The 22,387-nt window shown below is 68.8% G+C and carries 16 protein-coding genes and 3 pseudogenes; 8 read left to right on the top strand and 11 right to left on the bottom strand.

Annotation, left to right across the window (positions count from 1 at the left end; all coding sequences use genetic code 11):
• Positions 1–929, top strand: a 929-nt coding sequence (locus GJ632_RS04930) for an ABC transporter ATP-binding protein (protein WP_197427887.1), incomplete at its 5' end; no start/stop codon positions are given.
• A gap of 28 nt (positions 930–957) precedes the next feature.
• Positions 958–2,103: an ABC transporter ATP-binding protein gene (locus GJ632_RS04925; protein ID WP_191452266.1), complete on the top strand. Its 1,146-nt coding sequence runs from the start codon at positions 958–960 to the stop codon at positions 2,101–2,103.
• Positions 2,104–2,245: 142 nt separating this feature from the next.
• On the opposite strand, the gene GJ632_RS04920 is transcribed toward GJ632_RS04925, so the two are convergent.
• Positions 2,246–3,172, bottom strand: coding sequence for a hypothetical protein (locus GJ632_RS04920; protein ID WP_191452265.1), 927 nt, complete (start codon positions 3,170–3,172; stop codon positions 2,246–2,248).
• An 89-nt stretch (positions 3,173–3,261) separates the two neighbouring features.
• On the opposite strand from GJ632_RS04920, the gene GJ632_RS04915 reads away from it, so the two are divergent.
• Entirely contained in the window at positions 3,262–4,329 is a 1,068-nt protein-coding gene (locus GJ632_RS04915; protein ID WP_191452264.1) for a TrmB family transcriptional regulator, read from the top strand.
• A gap of 4 nt (positions 4,330–4,333) precedes the next feature.
• Here GJ632_RS04915 and GJ632_RS04910 read toward each other — a convergent pair whose 3' ends face one another.
• Entirely contained in the window at positions 4,334–4,879 is a 546-nt protein-coding gene (locus GJ632_RS04910) for a rhomboid family intramembrane serine protease (protein WP_394351783.1), read from the bottom strand.
• A gap of 343 nt (positions 4,880–5,222) precedes the next feature.
• On the opposite strand from GJ632_RS04910, the gene GJ632_RS24640 reads away from it, so the two are divergent.
• Together GJ632_RS24640 and GJ632_RS24635 are read left to right on the top strand one after the other, a co-directional pair.
• Complete coding sequence (locus GJ632_RS24640) at positions 5,223–5,612, top strand: S8 family serine peptidase (RefSeq protein WP_343161022.1); 390 nt, start codon at positions 5,223–5,225, stop codon at positions 5,610–5,612.
• Positions 5,525–6,238: a S8 family serine peptidase gene (locus GJ632_RS24635; protein WP_343161021.1), complete on the top strand. Its 714-nt coding sequence runs from the start codon at positions 5,525–5,527 to the stop codon at positions 6,236–6,238. The genes GJ632_RS24640 and GJ632_RS24635 overlap by 88 nt, the downstream gene beginning before the upstream one ends.
• A 282-nt stretch (positions 6,239–6,520) precedes the next feature.
• Here GJ632_RS24635 and GJ632_RS25765 read toward each other — a convergent pair.
• The 9 genes and pseudogenes from GJ632_RS25765 to GJ632_RS04860 all read right to left on the bottom strand — a co-directional run.
• A pseudogene (locus tag GJ632_RS25765) lies at positions 6,521–6,817 on the bottom strand (DUF5518 domain-containing protein); the annotation flags it as partial.
• A 128-nt stretch (positions 6,818–6,945) separates the two neighbouring features.
• Positions 6,946–7,740, bottom strand: coding sequence for a hypothetical protein (locus GJ632_RS04895; protein ID WP_191452261.1), 795 nt, complete (start codon positions 7,738–7,740; stop codon positions 6,946–6,948).
• Between the two features lie 24 nt (positions 7,741–7,764).
• Positions 7,765–8,877 carry a dockerin type I domain-containing protein gene (locus GJ632_RS25185; RefSeq protein ID WP_191452260.1) on the bottom strand — a complete coding sequence of 371 codons (1,113 nt, stop codon included), beginning with the start codon at positions 8,875–8,877 and terminating at the stop codon, positions 7,765–7,767.
• Positions 8,874–9,830 (bottom strand): PKD domain-containing protein, encoded by a 957-nt coding sequence (locus GJ632_RS04885; protein ID WP_191452259.1) that lies wholly within the window; start codon positions 9,828–9,830, stop codon positions 8,874–8,876. The genes GJ632_RS25185 and GJ632_RS04885 overlap by 4 nt, the downstream gene beginning before the upstream one ends.
• Complete coding sequence (locus GJ632_RS04880) at positions 9,820–12,429, bottom strand: malectin domain-containing carbohydrate-binding protein (RefSeq protein WP_343161023.1); 2,610 nt, start codon at positions 12,427–12,429, stop codon at positions 9,820–9,822. The genes GJ632_RS04885 and GJ632_RS04880 overlap by 11 nt, the downstream gene beginning before the upstream one ends.
• Entirely contained in the window at positions 12,353–12,880 is a 528-nt protein-coding gene (locus GJ632_RS04875) for a PKD domain-containing protein (RefSeq protein ID WP_191452257.1), read from the bottom strand. The genes GJ632_RS04880 and GJ632_RS04875 overlap by 77 nt, the downstream gene beginning before the upstream one ends.
• Entirely contained in the window at positions 12,811–16,071 is a 3,261-nt protein-coding gene (locus GJ632_RS04870; protein WP_191452256.1) for a choice-of-anchor D domain-containing protein, read from the bottom strand. The genes GJ632_RS04875 and GJ632_RS04870 overlap by 70 nt, the downstream gene beginning before the upstream one ends.
• Positions 16,072–16,440: 369 nt before the next feature.
• Complete coding sequence (locus GJ632_RS04865; protein ID WP_191452255.1) at positions 16,441–16,983, bottom strand: winged helix-turn-helix domain-containing protein; 543 nt, start codon at positions 16,981–16,983, stop codon at positions 16,441–16,443.
• Between the two features lie 173 nt (positions 16,984–17,156).
• Positions 17,157–18,167 (bottom strand): sodium:calcium antiporter, encoded by a 1,011-nt coding sequence (locus tag GJ632_RS04860; protein ID WP_089810266.1) that lies wholly within the window; start codon positions 18,165–18,167, stop codon positions 17,157–17,159.
• 196 nt (positions 18,168–18,363) lie between these two features.
• Between GJ632_RS04860 and nrdR the strand changes: the two genes are divergently transcribed.
• The 3 genes and pseudogenes from nrdR to GJ632_RS04845 all read left to right on the top strand — a co-directional run bounded on the left by nrdR (position 18,364) and on the right by GJ632_RS04845 (position 22,377).
• Positions 18,364–18,873: a transcriptional regulator NrdR gene (nrdR, locus tag GJ632_RS04855; protein ID WP_191452267.1), complete on the top strand. Its 510-nt coding sequence runs from the start codon at positions 18,364–18,366 to the stop codon at positions 18,871–18,873.
• Positions 18,866–21,357, top strand: a pseudogene (locus GJ632_RS04850) (ribonucleoside-diphosphate reductase subunit alpha). The gene nrdR and the pseudogene GJ632_RS04850 overlap by 8 nt, the downstream one beginning before the upstream one ends.
• 28 nt (positions 21,358–21,385) lie before the next feature.
• Positions 21,386–22,377, top strand: a pseudogene (locus tag GJ632_RS04845) (ribonucleotide-diphosphate reductase subunit beta).
• Positions 22,378–22,387 lie beyond the last annotated feature (10 nt).

The following is a 22,387-nucleotide window of genomic DNA, read 5'->3' as shown; positions in this document are numbered from 1 at the left end:
CGTCACCGACGGCTCCGTCGCCATCGGCGACACGGACGTCTCCGAGGAACCGCCGCAGGACCGCGACGTGGCGATGGTGTTCCACGAACTACGCGCTGTACCCCCACAAGACCGTCCGCCAGAACATCCGCTTCCCGTTGCGGAAGACCGACCTCTCGGACGCCGAACAGACGGAGCGAATCGAGTCCACGGCGGCGTTGCTGGACATCACGGACCTCCTCGAGAAGGAACCGGCGGCGTTGAGCGGCGGTCAGCGACAACGCGTCGCCATCGGACGCGCCATCGCCCGGGAGCCGTCGGTGCTGTTGATGGACGAACCGCTGTCGAACCTCGACGCCAAACTCCGCGTGCGGACGCGGTCCGAACTCCGGAGCCTCCAGCAGCGACTCGGCATCACGACGGTGTACGTCACCCACGACCAGGAGGAAGCGATGAGCATCGCCGACCGCATCGCCATCATGAACGACGGCGAAATCGAGCAGGTCGGGACGCCAGAGGAGGTGTACGAAGACCCCACGTCCGCGTTCATCGCCGACTTCCTCGGCGACCCGTCGATGAACCTCCTCCCCACCGACGCCGCCCGGCGGTCGGCCGACGACGACGCACTCGACGCCGCTCTCGCCGCGGCCGTTCCCGGCGAGGCGCGACGCGTCGGCGTCCGCCCGGAGAACCTCTACCTCGTGGACGACGCCGGGTCGGTCGTCGGCCCCGACGGCCCCGAGACGACCGCCGCCGTCCACGACTGCGAGGTGACCGTGGTCGAACCCATCGGTCGCGCCTACGAACTCACGCTGTCGACGCCGTCCGGTCCCGTCGTCGTCCGGGCGCGGACCGTCCCGGACGAACTCCGGGGGGAACCCCGAATCGGCGTCACGTACGACCCGGACGCGCTGTACGCGTTCGACGAGGACGGAGGACGAATCAGATGAGCGACGACGCGAACGGCGGTGAGAACGCATGGTAGAACTCGTACTCGACGCGGTGACGAAGCGGTACGACGACGCACAGGGGACGGAGACGGCCGTCGACGACGTGTCGCTCTCCGTCGAAGACGAACTGCTCGTGTTGCTCGGCCCGTCGGGGTGCGGGAAGACGACGACGCTCCGCATGGTCGCCGGACTGGAGACGGTGACCGACGGCCGAATCGACATCGGGGGTCGCGACGTGACCGACCGGCACCCGAGCGACCGGTCGATAGCGATGGTGTTCCAGGACTACGGGCTGTACACCATGATGTCCGTCCGGGAGAACATGGCCTACGGCCTGAAGCACTCGACCGACCTCTCGAAGGCCGAACGAGACGAGCGAGTCGAGTCGATGGCCGAGATGTTCGGCATCGAGGACCTGCTCGACCGCGACGTGACGGACCTCTCGGGCGGGCAGAAACAGCGCGTCGCCCTCGGCCGCGCGATGGTCCGCGAACCCGACGTGTTCCTGCTGGACGAACCGCTGGCGAGTCTGGACGCGAAGCTTCGCTCGCAGATGCGGACCGAACTCCAGCAGTTGCAGGAGGAGATGGACATCACGACGATGTACGTCACCCACGACCAGAAGGAGGCGATGACGATGGCCGACCGCGTCGCCGTGATGAACGACGGGGTGCTCAGACAGGTCGGCCCGCCCGAGGAGGTGTACGAGAACCCCGTCGACAGCTTCGTCGCCGACTTCCTCGGCAACCCGTCGATGAACCAGCTTCCGGCGACGGTCGACAGGCAGGGCGAGCGCTACGTCCTCAGGACGGACGTCGGCGACGGCCGCATCGCGTTCGCCTCGATTCCGCGCGAGGGGACCGACGCGGCCGACGGCGACCGAGTCACCGTCGGCGTCCGCCCGGAACACCTCAGGCTGTCCGACCCCGAGACCGCCGACTTCGACGCGACGGTGTCCGTCACCGAGTACCAGGGGAGCGACAACTTCGTCCACGTCGACGTGGGCGAGGTGGAACTCACCGCCGTCGTCTCGCCGTCGGTCCGACCCGAACCGGGCGAGACGGTGCCGGTCACGGTACCGGCGTCCGCCGTCCACGTGTTCGACGGCGAGACTGGCGAGTCCCTGCGGACCTCGCGCGAGTCGGACCCCCGGTCGAAGACCGTCCGCTCCTGACCCGACGTGCGACCGGTGTCGTCTCGGTCAGTATCGACCCGGCGGGCGTCTCCCCGGAGGATGCCGAGTCGCTCGGACGTTCAGAGCGGTCGGCCGAACGTCCAGCGCGGTCGATTGAGCCTCAGAACGGCCGTCCGAACCCTCAGAACGGCCGGTCGACGGTCGCGCGGCGGAGTTCGAAGCTCCCGTCCTCGCGGGCGACTTCCGCGAACAGTTCCCAGTCGTCCTCGCGTCTGCGCACGTCGAGGTACCGGCAGGTTCCGAACGTCGACAGCCCGGTCCGCCGGTCGGCGGCGGGCGAGGCGTAGAGCGGTCCGTCCGGGCAGGTGTCGGTGAACGTCTTCAGGTCCGTCGTCACGGCCATCCCCGTCCGAAGGTTCCACGTGCGCCCCTCGTCGGCCACGCCGCTCCCGTCGTAGAACACGAGCCACGCGGGCGCGTCGGGCGCGGGGACGACCGTCGAGACGCGCGTGTGGTGGTCGTGCCAGTACCCCCGTTCGAGGACGGGGTTGTTCGCGGCGCGCGTCCACGTCTCGCCGTCGACGCTGGTGGCGAGGTGCGCCTGTTCGGAGAGGCCGTCCGCCCCGGCGTAGAACATGTAGTAGCGGCCGCCGACGGTCAGTATCGTCGGGTCCTTGACGACGCCGGCGTCGGTCCCGCCGGGGGCGGGACGGAGGACGGGGCGAGCGGTCGTCGGGTCGACCGATTCGACCGAGGGCGCGTCGGCGCACTTGCGAATCGTCCAGTCGTTCCCGCCGCGGTCGACCGGCAGGTAGAGTTGGACGTCGCCGGTCCGCGGGTGCGTCACGAGCGACGGCCGTTCGATACTGACGACGCCCAACTCCTCGGCCGTCACCGTCAGCACCGCCTCGCCGACGCCGTCGTCGTACGCGTAGACGGTGACGCGGTGCCCCCGTCGGTCCGGGTCGCGTTCGCGGACCGCGAGGTAGGCGTCGTCGCCGTGGTCGTACGCGCACGGGGCGCCGACCCAGTTCCCCTCGCCCGTCGCGTCGGGCGAGAGGAGCGTCTCCGCGTCGCCGAAGTCGACCGCCGGCGGTGTCGCGTGCATGAAACAAGACAACAACTCGCAGGGGTTATAATTTACTGCGGCGTCTACGGAGTCGTGACGATGCGCAGCGAACGAGGGGGACGACGAACGTGAACGAGCACGAACTGCTGCAGGAACTGGAGGACCTCGGGTTGACCGAGTACCAGTCGAGGACGTACCTCGCGGCCGTGCGCGCCGGAGAGGCGCGCCCGAGCGGACTGGTCGACGACTCCGGCGTCCCGCAGGGTCGAATCTACGGCGTCATCGACACGCTCGAAGAGATGGGACTCGTGGAGGTGCGCGCGGGGCCGCAGGGGAAGGAGGTGAGCGCGCCGTCGCCGAAAGTCGTCCTCGACGACCTCAAGCGGCGGCGCATCGACGACCTGACCGAGACGGTGTCGTCCGTCGCGACCGGACTCGAAGAACTCCACCACCGCTCGGACGGAGAGCCGCGGAGTTTCGTCTCGATGGTCAAACGCGACGAGACGGCGCTCCGACACGCCCGGCGGGCGATAGACGCGGCGGAGTACTGGCTGACCGTCTGCCTGCCCGACGAGCGCTACGTCGAACTCGAACCGCACCTCCTCGAAGCCGCGGACCGGGGCGTCACCGTCCGCGTGCTGTTCATCGGGACGGACCCCGACGAGGTGGGTCGGACGTTCCCGGACCGGTTCCACATCCGTCACCGCGCCGCCGCCGACACGTTCGTCGTCGCCGACCGGACGTACGGCATCTTCTCCAGCAAACACCCGGTTCAGGACCGACAGCCGTACATCATCACCCAGGAGCCGAACCTCGTCCTCCTGTTTCAGAACTACGGCGAGCAGGTGTGGCACGCCTCGCGAGTCGTCCAGACGTCGCCCTCGTTCCCGCGCCGGTACCTCGACCCGTGGCGAACGGTCATCGACCTCGGGGAGCGATTCGAGGCCGGCGAGGAGTTCTCGGCCGTCGTCGAGGGGCGGCGGACGGGGCACCGCGAACGCGGGCGCTGGGCGGGCCCCATCGTCGCGTACGACGTTGGCGGGCCGGCGGACGTCGACTACACGAACTCGCCACCGACGTACGCCACGCTGACAGTCGAGACGGACGACGAGACGGTGAAGGTCGGCGGTTGGAAGGCGACGTTCGAGGACGTGGCCGCGAGGGGAATCGAGGTGCGGACGGGCGACGGCGAGTAGCGCGTCACGCCGGTCGGCGCGGACCGACTCGGAGCAGTCGCAGGCGACCGGCGACCAGTCCCATCGCCGCCCCCGCGAAGTGCGCGACCAGCGCGCTCCCGGGTGCGCTGAACAGGACGGTCAAGGCGAGGGCCGCGAGGGCGACGGCGACGACGACGACGCGCGCCGGCAGTCGGAGTCGGTCGAGGACCGCGCTCGACGCCGGGTTGGCCGCCAGCACGTACCCGACGAGTGCGAACGCCGCGCCACTCGACCCGAGCACCCCCGCCCGGACGCCGAACAGTCCGGCCGTCCAGACGTGCGCGAGGCCCGCGAGCACGCCCGTGACGACGAAGAACGCGTGGAACCGGAGTCGCGTCGTCGTCAGCGAGACGAGCGACCCCGCCAGCAGGACGACGACGGCGTTCGAGAGGAGGTGCCCCGGGCCGGCGTGCGCGTAGACGCTGGTGACGAGCGTCCACGGCGGGAGGAGGACGGGCGGCGCGAGGGCGAACAGGCCGACGAGACCGACGACCGACGCCGCCCACGACAGGAGGGAAACGACGAGCATGGCCGCGAGCGTCTCCACCACGGGGTTGCGGCGGAGGGACCGCGAGCGCCGGTCTCGGCGGGGGTCGGACGCGAGCGACATGGGTTCGCTCCACTCTCGGGGCCGTCGGCGCAAAGAGCTTCGCACCTCCGACCCGCGGCGCTTTTCTTGATTGCTACCAATTATCACACATGTTCGAGATTCGGACCGACCCGCAGATAACGACCGGACGAACCGGCGGCGTGGTCACGGTCTCAGACATCCGGGCGATACACGGGCTGCCCGACCCCGCTTCGGACGACGCGCCCTCCGGCGCGGGCCTCACCGTCGCCGTGATGGACTCCGGCGCGACGAGAGCCACGAGGTGTTCGACGGTATCGAGGTCGAACACCACAACTTCACCGGCGCGCCCGACGAACCGTGCGACGACGTGGGGCACGGAACGGCCGTCGCCGGCCTCATCGCTCAACTGTCGCCCGGCATCGAGCGCATCGTCGACCTCCGCATCTTCGGAAAGAGCGGGAGCGGCAACAGCAAGCCCATATTCGACGCGTACGACTGGGCGCGGTCGCACGCCGACGAACTCGCCACCATCAACCTCTCGTGGGGGTCCAGCGAGCGGAATCGCGAAATCGACCACGAGCACACCCGCCTGATGACGCCGGGGTGCAAGACGTCGTCTCGGCGGGGAACACCGGCGAGACGAGCGGCAGTCCGGCCACCGCGATGGACGCCTACGGAATCGGCGCCATGACCGAGGAGCGAGAGCTGACGCGGTTCAGCAGTTACAACCCCGGGGCCGTCGAGAACCCCGACACCGTGGCGCTGGGGAAGGACGTCCGCCTCCCGCGTGCGACGGACACCTCGCTGGGGACCGTTCTCGACGACGACTACGTGAAGGCCAGCGGGACGAGTTTCAGCGCGCCTATCGCCACCGCGGCGATGAACCTCTTCGTCGAGGTGCGGAAGCGAGCGTCGGAACTCCCCTTCGAGCGCACGGCGGTGGACATCCCGGGGACGCCGGAGGACGTCCACGCTACATCCGCTACGACCGCGCGGTCGAGTCGGACGCCGCCGGTGCCGAGGTGGAACTGTTCGACCTGCCCTTCACCGACTACGAGGGCGTGGCGCTCCCGGAGGGATGGGCGAACGGGGCGACCCGCGCGGTCCTCGAACGGGAGAGCGACCGGGAGACGGTGGTCCGGTTCGAGCGGTGATGGGACGCGACGGCGAGAATCGAGAGCGGAGGAGACAGCAGCACGTGAGAAACCGTATCGCTCGACGAGGATTCGAGCCGTCCGCGAGCGACGGCCCCGCTACGACGCGCCGGGAGTCCGCCCGAGGCCGCGGCGGCCCGACCGGGTCAGGAGGACGTGGTAGCTGAGGACGCCCACGGCGACGCCCGCGAGAGCGCCGAAGGGGATGCCGACGACCATCGACGGCCAGATGTACGGGTCGAGGAGGCGCCGTCACTCCGAGACCGACGCCGACGAACGTGACGACGGCGGCGAGGACGCTCGCGAAGACGGGGACGGCGCGCGGCCGGGACTCCCCGTCGCCGGCGTCGACGCGCGCGGCGCGTTCGGCCCTGTCGGCCTCGACCACGGCACCCAGCGCGCCGCCGACGGCGGCGACGACGGCCTGTCCGGCGACGGCGACGGTCCAGAGCGCGCCGGCCACGAGGAGGCCGAGGACCGGAACGCCGCCGACGGTTCCGACGTCGAGGTTCGCCACGGCGACGCCCAGCGAGAGGATGCTCGCGACGACGGCGACGGCGAGGCCGACGATGCCGCCGACGAGCGCGCCGCGCCGAGTCCCCGCCCGTTCGAGGTAGCCCGCCACCCCGCCTCCGATGAGGGGCGCGACGAGCGAGACGAACGGGACGTAACTCGCCAGGAGTCCGACGAGGACGCCGAGGGAGACGTTGCGACCGGTTCTACGAGTGAAGATGGTGCTCATGAGAAGTAGTACGCCCGCTGTGGGCCACTCCCTGTCGATGGTTCTCGCACCGAGAGAGACGGGGTCGGCGGGACTCGCGTGGGTATGCGAAAGAAGCGAAAGAAGAGAACGCGGTCAGCGGGTCGGCGTCACCGAAGCCGACGCACCGCGAACAGGGCTGCTGCCAGTGCCGCAAAGACGGCCCCGGCGGCCCACGCGGAGACGCCGCCGACGCCGAACGGAATCGGCGAGGCGTTCGGCACCGACTCCGCCGACCCGTCGGCCGCGTCCGGCGTGGCCGCGGCCGCGTCGTCGGCGTTCTCCGGCGCGTCCGTCGCCGTCCCGTCCGCGGCGTCGGCCGCCGTGGCGCCGGTCGACTCGTCGGGCGCCGAGTCTGCCCCACCGACCGTGTCGGCGGGCGTGGTGGTCGCGTCGGCGACGGTCACCGACGCCGACCGACTCTCGACGGGGTATCGCGACCCGTCCTCCGCGCCGAGCGCCGACACGGAGACGGAGACGTCCGTCGTTCCGGGGGCGGCGCCGGAGAGCGTCACCGCCGCGATGGTCACCGTCCCGGCGTCGTCGGTGTCCAACAGCGCCGCGTTCAGTCGGGCGCGCGAGCCGTTCGACGACACGTTCACGGTCTGTAGTCCGGGGTCACCGACGAGTTGCACGTCGGTGATGGTCGCGACGGACGGGTCCGAGAGGCCGACCACGAGGTCGTACGCGCCGACGCCGCCGTCGACGTTGTCGACGACGACACGGACCGTAGTCGTCTCCGAGACGGCCACGCGGTCGTTCGACGCGTCCAACTGCACCGTCGTCGCACTCGCGGCGCCCGTCGTCGCGCCCACCGTCGCGGCCGAGACGGCCACGCAGAGGACGAACACGACGGCGGCGACGCGTGCGAGGCCGCCGACCGTACCCCGAAGCGAGTTCAGCATCGTGGGACCTCCCCGGTCATGAGTTCAGGCGTCCTCGCTGTTCTGTGCGACCTCGTTGTAGTACAGCCACTGGACGTCGAGGATGTCGAACGTCCCGTCGCCGTTGAAGTCGAAGGCTTCGGGGTTCGACACCGTCGTGTCGCTGTTCCGGTAGTAGAACAGCGTCTGGACGTCCAGCACGTCCACGACGCCGTCGCCGTTGACGTCCTCGTGGAGGCCGTCGTCGTCGCCGTCGGCGGCCGGACTGTCGGAGTCGCCGACGACCAGCGTCGAGACGGTCAGCGACGAGCCCTGGACGTCGTCCACGTCGTAGGCCGTCCCGGCCTCAGTTCCGAGCGTCGTCACGTCTATCGAGAGGTCGCTCTCGCCCTCGACGGCGCCCTGTACCGCGACGGTACCGAGCGTCACCGGGCCGGTGTCGTTCGTGTCGACCATGACGGTCTCGATGGTGACCGACGAGCCGTCCTCGGCCAGTTGCACGTCAGAGAGCCCGCCGCCCGCGAGTTCGACGCCGGTGATGCTCCCGACGCTGGGGTTCGAGAGCGACAGCGTGATGCTGTACGCCCCGACGCCGCCGTCGGCCGGGTCGACCACGATGTCGTACGTCCCGTTCTGGTTCACGCCGAGGAGGTCCTGCGACGGCGAGAGGCTGACGTTCGTAGACGCCTGGCCGTCCGCCGGCGGTTCGGGGTCGGCCTCCGCTTCGACGGTCATCGTCGCGCTCGTGCTGTCGTTCTCCGTCGCGAGGACGACGGCGTACGCGCCGGGCGAGAGCCCGGTCGTATCGACCGCGAAGCTGACCTGTTGGCTCGCACCGCCCGCGAGCGTCAGTTCCTCGCTCCCGACGGCCGACCCGTCTGCGGAGAGCGAGACCGTCTGCGTTCCCTGTTCGTCGCCGACGTTCTCGACCGTCGCGGTGACCGTCGCCGAGTCACCCTGCGTCACCGGCGACGGGACGGCCAGGTTCGTCACCTGGAAGTCCGCCGGGACGGGGTCGGGCGTCGGTTCCGAGACCGTGAGCTGTGCGGTCGCGGTGTCGTTGTCGGTCGCGACGCCGTGCGTGTACGTGCCGGCGGCGACGCCGGCGGTGTCGACGGTGAAGGAGACGGTCTGACTCGCGCCGCCCGCGAGCGTCACGGTCTCCGTCTGTGCGACGCTCCCGTCGAAGCTGAACGCGATGGTCTGCGTCGCCTGCTGGCCGCCGACGTTCTCGACCGTCCCGAGACCGTCACCGAGTCGCCCTGCGTCGCCGTCGCCGGCGCGGTCAGGCCCGACACCTGGAAGTCGGCGGGCGCGGGCGCTTCGGTGACGGTGACCGTCTGCGTCGCCGTCGTCGTCGCGCCGTCGTCGTCGGTCACGCTCACCTCGACCTCGTACTCGCCCGCCGCGGCGTACGCGTGCGTGACGGACTGGCCGGAGACGGTCGTGCCGTCGCCGAGGGTCCAGTCGTAGCCGGCGACCGAGCCGTCGGCGTCGGCGGCGGACGCCTCGAACGTCAGTTCGTCGCCCACCTGCGCGCTCGACGGACCGGTTATCGAGACGGTCGGCGGCGCGTTCGTCTCCGCGACGGTCAGCGTGGCGCTCCCGACTGACGAGAGCGTGTAGCCGGTGCCGCCCTCGTCGGACAGGAACAGCCCCAGGTCGAGGTCGCCCGCCTCCGACGGCGAGACGACGTCGATAGCTGTCGTCCCGGCCGCCTGACCCTCCAGCGTGACGGTGAGGACCGTGACCGAGCCGGCGTCCGCGGTGTCGTCGAACGCGTAGACGGCGCTCGCCGCGGAGCCGTCGGCCGCGACCGAGAGGTCCGTACTACCGGGGGAACTCCCCGCAGCGACGTCGACGATGGTCGCGACGCTCGGGTCGCTGAGTTGGACCCCGACCTGTCCGGACCCGACGCCGCCGTCGGCGTCGTCGAGGACGACTTCGACCGTCGTCGTCTCGCCGGGTGCGAGTTCTGATTGAGCGGGCGATACGCTGATACTCGTCGTCCCGGCCGCACTGACGACGCCACCGGCCATCGAGAGGACGGTGAGCGCCGCCAGCACGACCGCGAGCGTCCTGGTGGTCCAGTGAGTTGTGTTATCGGGCATTGTCTGTTGTCTGGGTGTCTCGGTCTCCTGCGATACCGCCGGTCGCCGCTCCGAGGGGAGAGACGAGACCTTCTGGAGTGGTCTCGGAGCGTCGTCGGAACGTCGGAGTCGACTGCGTCATGGAGTGATCAGCTCCCTCCGACCAGTTCGGTGAACAGCGCCTGTGCGTCACCGACGTTGACCGTCCCGTCGCCGTTGACGTCGAACGCGTCGACGTTGGACTGACGACCGGGTCGGTCAGGTTGGAGAACAGCGCCTGCGCGTCGCCGGTGTTGACCGTCCCGTCGCCGTTGACGTCCTCGTAGACGCCGTCGCCGTCGGGGTCGGTCGGCGCGTCGGTGGAGTCGCCCACCGGTCCGGGACCGGTCGCGGCCGCCTCGACGGTCAGCACGAACGTCTGCGAGACGCTCGCGTCGCCGTCGTCGGCGGTGACGGTCACGGTGTACGGGCCGTCGGCCGCCGCGCCGACGGGCGGCGCGAACGCGAGTTCGCCCGTGCCGTCGCCGGCGTCGGTCAGGGTGGTGAACCCGGCGGCGTCGCCGGCGTCGACCGACAGCGACACGTCGTCGCCGTCGGGGTCGGTGGCGTTCAGCGCAACGGTGAGCGACTCGTTCTCGGTGACCGTCTGGTTCGTCACCGCGTCGAGCGTCGGCGGCGCGTTCGCCTCGACTTCGACGACTTCGATGCCGTTCACCTGCGGGTTCTCGGTGACGTGACCGAACGAGACGTTCAGTTCGTCGTCGCTCGGCGTGACGACGAACGTCTGCGTGCCCGCGGTGTTGTCGCCGTACGTCTCGATGACGTCGAACTCCGTGAGGACCTGTTCGCCCTCGATGGCCACGTCGAAGACGCGGTCACCGACGGCGTCGGTCTGCGGGTAGCCGTCGTGGAAGTGCAGGCGCACCTCGTACGTCGTCCCCGACTGCACCGGGAACGACCACGCCATCTCCGGGCTCTCCGGCGCGTCGTACCGCTCGGTCGCGAATATCGCCGTCGGCGTGCCGTTCGGCACGGACGCGTCGATACTCGCCGGCTGGTACTGGCTGCCGGGGATGTCTCCGCCCGCGGCGAGGTACTCGCTCGGCGCCGACTCGGTGTCGGCCGCCCAGTCGGTGCCGCCCTCGACGGCGATGGCGGGACCGCCCGCATTCACGCGGTAGAGCGCGTCGCCGGTCGGGTCGCCGCCGTCGTCGGGCGTGCCAGCGTTCTCGTCGTAGCGTAACACCACGACGTTCGACGCGAGTCCGGTCTCGCCCTCCGCGTCCGCGGCGGCGGCGAGGAAGTAGTTCAGGCCGCCGGCGGCCGAGGAGTTCGTCAGTTCGACGGGCACCGTCGCGGTGCCGTCGGAACCGACGGTGACGGTGTACTCCTCGACGTCGAGGGCGTTGTTGGCCTCGAACGCCTCGACGTCGTAGCCGGTCGTGCCGTCGTAGTCGGGCACGCCGACGAGGTTGGTCTCTGCCTCCACTCGCAGGAGCGTCACCGTCGAACCGGGGTCGCCGGTGACGGTCACCGTCTGCTGTGCGTCGGCCACCGTCGCGGCCGTGTGGGCGTCCGAGAGCGTCGTCGCGTTCAGCGTGACGTTCTCGACGCCGACGCTCGGTGCGGCGGCGGTCGTCGCGTCGGCGACGGCCTGCGACCCGCCGGCGCTTCCGTCGCCGAACAGGCTCGTCTCGGCCGTCGCGCCGTCCGCGAACTGGACGGTCACGCGGGAGCCGGCGAGTTCCAGCCCCGAGATGGGACCGGCCTCACCGGACTGGACCGAGGACCCGCCCTTGATGCTGGTCGGGTCGTTGTCGATGGAGAAGGCGATGGACTCGCTCGGCTGGAAGGAGCCGAACTCGACGGTGAGCGTGCTGTAGCCGTCGGCCCCGTCGACGCCGTTCTCGGGGTCGGAGACGGTCGCCTGGACCGTCCCGCTCGTCCCGTCGTCGTCGACGGTGAAGCCCTTCGCGCCCTGGTCGCCGGCCGTGCCGTCGGGGTCGAAGACCACGTCGGGCAGGACCGCGGAACTCAGGTTCAGCGTGAGCGACTCGATGTCCTCGTCGCCGGTGTTCTCGACGACGAACGACCCGGAGTCGTACGTCGTCGCGCCGACGCCCTCGCCGGCGTCGACCTGAACGGTCGCCTCGCCGGCCGTCGGGCCGTCGTCGGCGACCTGTTCGACGCGCATCGCCGAGAGCTTCGCGTTGTCGGTGACGACCGAGAGGTCGACGTTCAGTTCGCCGTCGGTCACCTCGACCGTGTACGTCTGCTCGCTCGCGGTGAGCGGACCGACGTCGGCGTAGATGTCGTAGCTCGACAGCACCTGCTCGCCCTCGATGGAGGCGTCGAACAGGCGGTCGTTCTCGTTCGTGCCGTCGCTCGGACCCGAGGAGTCGGGCTGGTCGTTCGTCGAGACGCCCTGGTAGATTTCGGCGAACTGGAGCGTCACCACGTACGTCCCGTTCTCGACGGGGACGTCGTAGCCGAACGCCTCGCCGTACCGCTCGGTGTGGTACAGTTCGTCGTCGTCCGTGCGTTTATCTCGGGGTCCGACGGCGTGCCGGCGGCCCCGACGGTGAACGTCTGTCCGCCGTCGAAGTTCGTGTCGGCTGATAGACGGTGCCGTCGGTGGCGGTGTACGCGGGACCGCCCGCGTTGACCGCGAACACCGTCTCCGTGGTCGTCGCGTCGGTGTCCTCGACGGCGACCGTCACCGTGTCGGTGTCCGATGCGCCCGCCTCGTCGGTCACGCTCACCTCGAAGGTGAGCGTGGCGTCGCCGTCCACGTCGGGCGCGGTGAACGTCGGTTGGGCGCCGTCCTGCACGCTCAGTTGCGCGTCGGGACCTCCCGTCTGCGTCCACGAGTAGCCGAGTTGGTCGCCGTCGGCGTCGGTCGAACCGGTCGCGTCGAGCGTCACCGTGGCGCCCTCCGAGACCGTCTGGTCGGCGCCGGCGTCGGCGACGGGCGCGGCGTTCGCGCCGATTTCGGTCACGGTCAACCGGTCCCACGACGCGGAGAACGTCTCGTCCGCGCCGTTGGCCGTGCTGATGAGGCCGACGGCCATACCCTGGTTCTCGTCGCGTACCAGCTCTCGGGGACGGTGAGCGTCTGGTCGAGATAGACGCGTTCGCCGCCGTCGATGGCGTAACTGGCTATCGCCGTGTCGTTCGACGGGTAGACGTCGACGAACAGGTCGATGGTCTGCCCACTTCCGAACACGTCGGGCTCGGAGACGATGACGGAGTCGCCGTTAGCGACCTGACCGCCGGACTCCTTCAGGAACTGGACCCCGCCGTTGGGGTTGCCGTTCGCGTCCTGTGCGCCCGCGACCAGTTTGATGTAGTTGTCCTGGTCGCCGGTGCCGAGGTACATCCCGGCGGCCTGGTAGTTCTCGGGCGTCGTGTCGTTCGAGAACGGTGATTCGACCGTCCCGGAGACGGTGAACGGCGCGTCGCCGGTCGCGTTCACGCCGTACTGGAACGCGTACGCCTGCGAGTTCTTGTTCTCGTAGGCGTCGCCGAAGGGCGCGGCGTCCACCGAGATGCGCTCGGTGGCGCCGCCGGCGCGCACCTGCGAGGCGTTGTAGAGGTCCGCGTAGTCGGTGCCGTTCGTCATCAGGCCGGTGAAGCCGAGGCCGAACAGCGACTGCGGGTGCTGCCCCGCCTCGAACTGCCGGTCGACGGGCAGGTCGTTGTCGAGGCCGTTCTGCGCGTCGATGGCGAACGGGTCTTCGCCGTCGGAGAGTCCGTCGTTGTCGTCGTCGGTGTCTATCGAGTCGGGCGAGCCGTCGAAGTCCCTGTCCTCGGGCTGTGAGGCCTGCGAGCAGGGGTCCGTGCCGACCTGATTCTCGTCGGCGTTGGTGTAGCCGTCGCCGTCGGCGTCACCGTCCGGGTCGTACTCCGAGGAGTCGGGGTCGTCCGCCGTGCAGACGCCGCCCGCCGCCCCGTCGTAGTCGTTCGGTTCGAAGACGGTTATCTGGTTGCTGCCGTAGGTGGCGGCCCACACCGTGCCGGGGAACACCGCGTCGTCGCCCTGCGCGTGGACGTCGAGCGGGTTGCTCCCGATGTTCTCGAACAGCGCTTCGGTGGACGTGGCCTCGGTCCCCTGCGCGTTCAGTTCGACGCGCTGGACGTCGCCGGAGTTCCACATCGCGAGGAGCAGGTCGCCCTGCATCGCGCCGCCGAAGTTCGACGCCGTGTAGACGTCCATCCCCTGCGCCGTCGCGCCGAACGTCTCGAGCGCGGCGCTCTCGGAGGAACCGTTCGTCGGCGAGATGAAGTCGCAGTTCACCGGGTCGTGGAGACCGCTCTCCACGGCCGCGCCGAACTGGCTGTTCGGGTTGCCGCGGGTCGGGTTCGGGTGACCGGCGTAGTAGTCCTCGCCGTCGACGTGGTAGACGCCCGCGGCGGAGAACTCGTCCTGTTCGTTCTGCTCGTTGGTGCAGACGCCCTGCGGCCCCTCGTCCACGACGATGCCGCCCCAACCGGGGTTGGCGCTGTTGTCCGTCGCGTACAGTTTGCCGCTCTCGCCGAGAGCGATGTCGTAGGCGTTCCGGTAGCCCGGCGAGTAGACGTCGACCGGACTGTCGGCCGTCCACTTCGCCATGTTCGCGCCGTCCATCCCGCCGAACGGGCCGTCGGTCGGCGTCGCGTCCGGGTCCAGGGTCGGCAGGTCGTACAGGTACGTCGCGTCGGTGTTGGCGGCGTCCTTCTCGGCCATCGCGTCTATCTGGCCGAGGTCGATGGAGAGAATCGCCGCCGAGAGCGCGTACTCCGGCGTCAGCGCGAAGTTGTCCGAGGGCGCGCCCTTGTTCGTGTGGCCGCCCTGCGCGACGTACAGCGTGTCGTTCGCCGCGTCGTACTGGAGGCCGTTCGTCGCGTGGTTCTCCTCGGACCGCGGCAGGCCGCGGACGAGCATGTCGTGGTCCCACCCGCCGTCGCTCTGCTGAGTCAACCGCGAGACGACGCCGGAGTTGGTGTCCAGTCCGCTGTCGGTGTGGCCGCCGCCGGCCCCGATGCGGGGGTCGCTGGACGTGACGTAGACGACGGGCGTGTCGGCCGTCCCCTCGACGATGAGCCCCGTCACCTGCCTGTTGCCGACGCCGGGGTTGTACGACCCGTCGTCGTCGTGGTTCGGGATGTCCTGCACGGCGTCGATGACCTCGGAGTCGGTCACCGCGTAGTCGTTCGGGCCGTTGCGAGTGATCTCGAACGCCTTTATCTCGCCGGACTGCTGGGAGACGTAGAGGCGTCCGTCGGGGCCGAAGTCGAGCGACGTCGGGTTCCCGAGGTTCACGTCGAGTCCGCTCACGCCGAAGCCGACGGGGACGGAACTGGAGCCGTCGCCGGCGAGTTCGACCGTCAGCGGACTGGCCGTGTTGGGCGCGTCGTGGTCGACTTCGAGCGTCGCCGCCTTCGGCGTCGCGTCCGACGGCGTGAACGTCACCTCGACGGCCACCGTCTCGCCGGGCGCGAGCGTCGTGCTGCCCGCGAAGTCGGCGGTGAACTCGTCCGCGTCCGCACCCGTCACGGAGACGTCGGAGACGGTGATGTCGGCGTCGCCCGACCCGCCGTCGTTCGAGAGCGTGACCGTCTGCGTCTCGCTGGCTCCCGCGACGACGGTGCCGAAGTCGAGTTCCTCCGGGCCGCCGAGTTCGCCGGGCGACGGCGTCGCCTCGACGATCTCGATGGCGTTGACCTGCGGGTTCTCGGTCACGTGTGCGAAGTCGACGTCGACCGTTCCGTCGCTGGTGACGGTGAACGTCTCCATCCCCGCCGTCTGGTCGCCGTAGGCGGCGATGGGGTCGAAGTTCTCGACGGTCTGGCCCTCGACGCTGACGTCGAAGACGCGGTCGCCGGGCGCGCTCGTGCCGTCGAACCCGTCGTAGAAGTAGAGTCGGACCTCGACTTTCTGTCCGGACGGAACGTCGAACTCGTACTGCATCTCGTCTCCCTCCGGCGGATCGTACCGCTCGGTGGTCCAGATGCCCGCGGGCGTCCCGGACGGAACTGTGCTGTCTATCGTACTCGGTGCCGGATTGCTGGCGGTGCTCCCGCCGGCGACCAGGTACTGGGTGTCGGACACCCAGTCCGGGCCGTCGGTCGCGGCGACTGCCCCGCCCGCGTTCGCGCGGTAGAGGACGTCACCCGGTGCCGCCGCGGCCGTGCCCGAGAAGGCGACGGTTCCGGCGAACATCGAGGTGACCATCAGCACCGCGACGAATACGGTCGTGATCCGTTTCGTGCGTCGTGTCATTGTATAATGTGTCGTGTCGTTCGTTGGTTCGTGGTCGATCGTCCCGCTCGCACCGCACCAGCCCCACAGTCGGCGTGCGAGAGTGCCGAGTCGGGTACGAGTCAGAGCGTGTCGGCATAGTATCAGTATTATTACAATACTCGTCCGGGGCGGGCCGATTCGGAATCGTAACGGTTCGTTGAGCGGATTATCGGCGTCGTAACCGAACGGATAGGCGCACCGAAACCGCTGATTCGGGGTCTCTCGGTGGCCGAGAGCGGCGAGAGAACTGTCGTCGGGCGCTCGAGAAACCTATCGCTACGTCGAGAGGTTACGGTCGCGAGTGCGGCCGCTATCGAGTCGGATGGACGACGAGAGCGAACCACCGAGTCAGGCGGGCCGGTGGAGCGACCGGACGGAGAGAACGAAGAGCAGGGAGAACAGGAGGCCGAACGTCGTGGCGACGGGCAGGCGCGGCGACACCACTCCGAGGACGACGGCGGCGGCGACGGCGACGCCCGCACCCGAGAGGACGGCGGCGTACCGACTCCAGTCTCGCGCGGGGCCGTCGTGGGTCCGTTCCTCGAACCCGAAGTCGAGTTCGGCCGCCGCCTCGGTGAGTCGGATGCCTACCCAGCGCCGGTCGGCCCGGACGAGTCCGGCGTCGACCAGTTTGCCGAGGTGGTTCTGGTAGAGCGCCGTGTACGCGCTCTTTCGCTGTTCGGGCGTCACCTCGTCGACGGGCACGCCGTTCTCCACCGCGGCGACGTACTCGGCGAGTTCGCCGACCGATGCGGGAGTCGAGTGCTCGCGGAGGTACCGAAGCGCGTGCCGGCGACGCGAATTTCCGAGCATCTCGTAGAGGTCGGCCTCCTCGATGCCGTTCGCAGCGTCGTCGTCGCGTTCGGGCGTCCGTTCGAGAGCCTGCGACATGGTAGATTCACCTCCGGGAGACAGCCCTTTTGTTATGTCAACAGTATCGAAATACACCTTCGAACGACGGTCAGCCCGCCTCGTCCCCTCGCGAGCCCCGTCGGCGAAACGGCCCGTTTAGCGGCGCTAAATCGGGAGGTTAGCGCCGGAAGCGGCCGGCTAGCGGGGGCGGTTCACGCGCCGGGGATGAAGTTCGTGACGTCCATCGTCTCGGCGACCATCCAGCAGACGAAGCCGAGATAGGTGACGAACAGGCCGTACGACTCCCGGTCCGACAGCGAGAGGTCCGTCCGGAGAACGGTGAACAGGAGCACCGTCGCGAGTGTGAGAAAGCCCATCGTCGGGACGGCGATGGCGAAGTCGATGGGTGCCGCGCCGACGATGAGGACGCCGAGTGGGATGGCGACGAGGAGGTCGAACGTGTTCGACCCGAGGACGTTGGCGAGACTGGTGACGCCGCGGTTGCCGCGCGCGGCGCGGACGCTGACGAGCGTATCGGGGAGACTCGTCGCCGCCGCCAGCACCGTGATACCCCACAGGAAGTCGGGCGCGTCGTAGACGTCGCCGACGAACTGGATGGCGTGAACCAACTGCTCGACGGCGACGAGGATGACGGCGAGACCCGCAAGCAGCGTCGCCCACTGTCGCAGGACGGCCACGTCCCCGGCCGGTTCGGCCTCGTAGTCGGCCGTGTCGGCGTACTGGATGAAGACGTAGAGGGCGTAGAGTGCGAGCGGCATCACCGCGAGAGGCCGCGTGACGGTCCCGGTCAGCGTCGCCTCGCCGGGGTAGTAGATGACCGCCATCGCGAACGTGATGACGACGACGGAGACGGCGATCATGTAGAACTGCGCCTCCTTGTAGACGAGCGTCCGACTCGCCTCCACGTCGTCGTCGGTCAGGATGCCCGACAGCGCCGGGATGACGAGGATGTTGAAGATTGCCGACCCGACGATGGCACCGACACCGAGGCCGAACGACCCCGAGAGCGCCGCGAACACGACGCTCGCCAGTTCCGGGAAACTGGACCCGACGGCCGCGACGATGGCCCCCTGGACGACGAGTGGCAGTCCGTAGTACCGCGACAGCGTCTCGCTCGCCCCTTCGAGCCAGCCGCTCCCGACGTAGACTGCCGCCGTCGCGAGGAGGATGACGACGACGTTGCCCGCGAGCGATTGGACCATTCGTTGCCCCCGTCTCGGCCGCGGGTGAAATTCGTTCGGATACGCGGTGCGACGCCGAAAGACAAGTGAAATTGTCTTAGTGCAATTCTATTGGGTAAGCTTTATCACCGACTCGCCGGACACGACATATTGCGGTCGATAGCAGCGACCCACGAGATGTGGAACTAACCGGCTGGAGGGTTCAGTAGTGACAACCATGGACTGTCCCGACTGCGGACACGGGCGAACGGGCGTCGTCGACACGCGGACGGGCGAGGACGGAACGACCGTCCGGCGCCGCCGCGAGTGCCGACGGTGTTCGTTCCGCTTCACGACGTACGAGCGACCCGAGTGGGAGACCCTCCAGGTGAAGAAACGCGACGGACGCATCGAACCGTTCGACCGTGAGAAACTCGCCGCGGGCATCGAACGGGCCGCGGAGAAACGGCCCGTGGACGCCGCGGCCGTCGAGTCACTCGTCGAGGAGATAGCGCGCGAACTCGCCGGGCGGGAGACGAGAATCGTCTCCTCGACCCTCGTCGGCGAACTCGCCTCCGAGCGACTGCGGGAACTCGACTCGGTGGCGTACATCCGGTTCGTCTCGGTGTACGAGGCGTTCTCGGACCCCGAGGAGTTCCTCGACGAACTCGACCGGGTGCTCGACGACCGGTTGGACGACGCGGCCGGCGCGTCCGACCAGACTGACGACGATTCACCAGATGGCTAGCACACAGACGACGCAGACTGACGACGTACGGACGATTCTCGAACAGGCGCGGACGGGCTACGAAGCCGTCCTCACGGACGAGGTGGTGGACCGACTCGTCGAGGAGGCGGAGCGGAACCTCTACGACGGGGCGTCGGCGGACGAGGTGTACGAGGCGCTCGAAGGCGTGACGACGGCGCGAATCGAGCGCGACCCGGCGTACCAGTACGTCGCCGCCGACGTGCATCGGCGGCGCTACTTCCGACGGGTGACCGGGGAGCGACTCGGAGTGGCCGAGGAGGGAGACGGTGCCGACGGTGACGACACCGGCCACCTCTCCGCCGACGCCGACGCGACGTACCGCGACACGTTCGTGTCGAACCTCGAACGCGGCGTCGAGGCGGACCTGCTGGACGAACGCCTCCTCGACGAACGGTTCGACCGCGCGGCACTCGCCGACGCACTCGTCCTCGAACGCGACGAGACGTTCGACTACATCGCGATGTCCACGCTGACGCAGCGGTACTTCGTCGAGACGAACGACGGCGACCCCCTCGAACTGCCGCAGGCGTCTGGATGCGGGTGGCGATGGGGCTGGCTATCGAGGAGGACGACCCGCAGCGACGGGCGCTGGAGTTCTACGACGTGCTCTCCCGCCTGCTGTTCACCCCCTCGACGCCGACGCTGTTTCACAGCGGGACGACCCACCCGCAACTGTCCTCCTGCTACCTCACCACCGTCGAGGACGACTTAGAGCACATCTTCGACTCGTACAAACACCACGCGGAACTGTCGAAGTGGAGCGGCGGCCTCGGCAACGACTGGACGAACCTCCGCGCGGAGGGCGCACTCATCGAGAGCACGGGCGTCGAGTCCACCGGGACGGTGCCGTTCCTGAAGATAAGCAACGACGTGACCGCGGCCATCAACCGCTCCGGGAAGCGGCGCGGCGCGGCCTGCGCCTACCTCGAAGCGTGGCACCTCGACTTCCCCGCGTTCCTCGACTTGCGGCGGAACACCGGCGACGAACGCCGCCGCACCCACGACATGAACACCGCCGCGTGGGTGCCCGACCTGTTCATGGAGCGAGTGGCGGACGACGCGGAGTGGACGCTGTTCTCCCCCGACGAGGTGCCCGAACTCCACGAGACGTACGGCGAGGAGTTCGCGGACCTGTACGAGGAGTACGAGGCGAAGGCCGAGGCGGGGGAACTCCGCCAGTCCGAGACGGTCGACGCCGCCGACCTCTGGCGGACGATGCTCACGCGCCTGTTCGAGACGGGCCACCCGTGGATAACGTTCAAGGACCCCTGCAACGTCCGATCGCCGCAGGACCACGTGGGGACGGTTCACTCCTCGAACCTCTGCACGGAGATTACGCTGAACACGAGCAGCGACGAACACGCCGTCTGCAACCTCGGCAGCGTCAACCTCTCGAACCACGTCGCCGACGACGAGTTGGACAGGGACGCCCTCGCCGACACCATCGAGACGGCGATGCGGATGCTCGACAACGTCGTGGACCGCTGTTTCTACCCGACCGACGAGGCGGAGTACTCCAACATGCGGCACCGACCCGTCGGTCTCGGCGTGATGGGTTTCCACGACGCACTGATGCAGACGGGGACGCCGATGGCCTCCGAGGACGCAGTCGAGGCGGCGAACCGCTGGCAGGAGTTCGTCTCCTATCACGCCATCCTGAACAGTTCCCGGTTGGCGAGAGAGCGCGGCGCGTACGAGACGTTCGAGGGGAGCAAGTGGGACCGCGGCATCCTCCCGCACGACACGGTGGACCGCCTCGAAGCGGAGCGGGGTCGCGAGATTCCGACCGACCGCTCGGAGACGATGGACTGGGACCGTGTGCGCGACCACGTCGACGCGCACGGGATGCGTAACTCGAACACGATGGCCGTCGCGCCGACGGCGACCATCTCCACCATCAACGGGACGACGCCCTCCATCGAACCCATCTACTCGAACCTCTACGTCAAGTCGAACATGAGCGGCGACTTCACCGTCGTCAACGAGCGGTTGGTCGCCGACCTCAAGGAACGAGACCTGTGGGACGACGAGATGGTCGACCGCATCAAGTTCCACGACGGGTCGATTCAGGAAGTCGCGGAGATTCCCGCGGCGACGCGCGAACTGTACCGGAGCGCGTTCGAGATAGACCCGCGACACCAACTCCGCCTGACCGCCCACCGCGGCCAGTGGATAGACCAGTCCGTCTCGCACAACGTCTTCTTCCCGAGTACGGACGGTTCGCTGCTGGACGACGTGTACAAGACGGCGTGGCGACTCGGCGTGAAGACGACGTACTATCTCCGGACGCTCGGCGCGTCGCAGATAGAGAAGTCCACGCTCGACATGGCCGAGTACGGCCGGACGCAACGCCGCGACGGCGTCGGCGCGTCCGAGGGGTCCGCCGCCGACGCGGACGACGCAGACGGCGACGATTCCTCGCTCGCCCGAGTCGAAGACCCGACCTGCGACGCCTGCCAGTGAGACGACCGACTCCCGACACAGACACCTCATGCCAATCCTGAACCACGACGCGGAACACGACCCGAACAAGATACTGCCCATCGACTACGACTGGGCGCGCCAGTACTACCGCGACGGCGTCGCCAACAACTGGGTGCCCGAGGAGATACCGATGCAGGAGGACGTCGCCCAGTGGAACGGCGACGCCCTGACCGACTCGGAGCGACGGTTGGTGGAGTGGAACCTCGGCTTCTTCTCCACCGCCGAGTCGCTGACGGCGAACAACATCGTCCTCGCCCTCTACGAGTACGTCACCGCTCCCGAGTGCCGCCAGTACCTGCTCCGACAGGCCTACGAGGAGGCCATCCACACGGACACGTTCATCTACTGCTGTGACTCGCTTGGGTTCGACCCCGAGTACATGTACGGCATGTACGACCGCGTCCCCGCGATTCAGGAGAAAGACGAGTTCGTCGTCGACCTGACGCGGAACCTCGACGACGCCGACTTCGCGGTCGAAGACACAGAGGACGTGCGTGACCTCCTGCGGGACCTGGTCGGCTTCTACGTCGTCATGGAGGGCGTGTTCTTCTACGCCGGGTTCGCCATGATGCTGGCGCTGAAGCGTCAGAACAAGATGGTCGGCATCAGTCAGCAGTTCGAGTACATCATGCGCGACGAGTCCCTGCACGTGGGGTTCGGCGTGGACCTCATAAACCAGATTCGCGCGGAGAACCCCGGCGTCTGGACCGACGCGTTCGGCGCGGAGGTGCGTGCCTGATTGACGAGGCGGTGGAGTTAGAGCAGTTGTACGCCCGCGAGGCGTGCCCCGACGACGTGCTGGGGATGAGTCCCGGACAGTTCGCCGAGTACGTGGAACACGTCGCCGACCGGCGACTCGGGCAGTTGGACCTCGACCCCAGTTACGGGACGGACAACCCGTTCTCGTGGATGAGCGAGGCCGTCGACCTCAACAAGGAGAAGAACTTCTTCGAGACGCAGGTGACCGAGTACCAGAGCGGCGGGTCGCTGGACTGGTAGCCCGCCCGAC

This window comes from Halogeometricum sp. CBA1124 (assembly GCF_009741955.1).
GTDB classification, from domain to species: domain Archaea; phylum Halobacteriota; class Halobacteria; order Halobacteriales; family Haloferacaceae; genus Halogeometricum; species Halogeometricum rufum.
The sequence above is the reverse complement of the archived record's forward strand: the minus strand, read 5'-3'. Positions and strand labels throughout refer to the sequence as shown.

Bases quoted from the DNA above. Each gene is read 5' to 3' on its own strand.
- GJ632_RS04925 (WP_191452266.1), top strand. From the start codon at position 958: ATGGTAGAACTCGTACTCGACGCGGTGACGAAGCGGTACGACGACGCA.
- GJ632_RS04920 (WP_191452265.1), bottom strand. From the start codon at position 3,172: ATGCACGCGACACCGCCGGCGGTCGACTTCGGCGACGCGGAGACGCTC.
- GJ632_RS04910 (WP_394351783.1), bottom strand. From the start codon at position 4,879: ATGCTCGTCGTTTCCCTCCTGTCGTGGGCGGCGTCGGTCGTCGGTCTC.
- GJ632_RS04895 (WP_191452261.1), bottom strand. From the start codon at position 7,740: ATGCTGAACTCGCTTCGGGGTACGGTCGGCGGCCTCGCACGCGTCGCC.
- GJ632_RS04885 (WP_191452259.1), bottom strand. From the start codon at position 9,830: ATGCCCGATAACACAACTCACTGGACCACCAGGACGCTCGCGGTCGTG.
- GJ632_RS04875 (WP_191452257.1), bottom strand. From the start codon at position 12,880: ATGGCCGTCGGCCTCATCAGCACGGCCAACGGCGCGGACGAGACGTTC.
- GJ632_RS04870 (WP_191452256.1), bottom strand. From the start codon at position 16,071: ATGACACGACGCACGAAACGGATCACGACCGTATTCGTCGCGGTGCTG.
- GJ632_RS04865 (WP_191452255.1), bottom strand. From the start codon at position 16,983: ATGTCGCAGGCTCTCGAACGGACGCCCGAACGCGACGACGACGCTGCG.
- GJ632_RS04860 (WP_089810266.1), bottom strand. From the start codon at position 18,167: ATGGTCCAATCGCTCGCGGGCAACGTCGTCGTCATCCTCCTCGCGACG.
- nrdR (WP_191452267.1), top strand. From the start codon at position 18,364: ATGGACTGTCCCGACTGCGGACACGGGCGAACGGGCGTCGTCGACACG.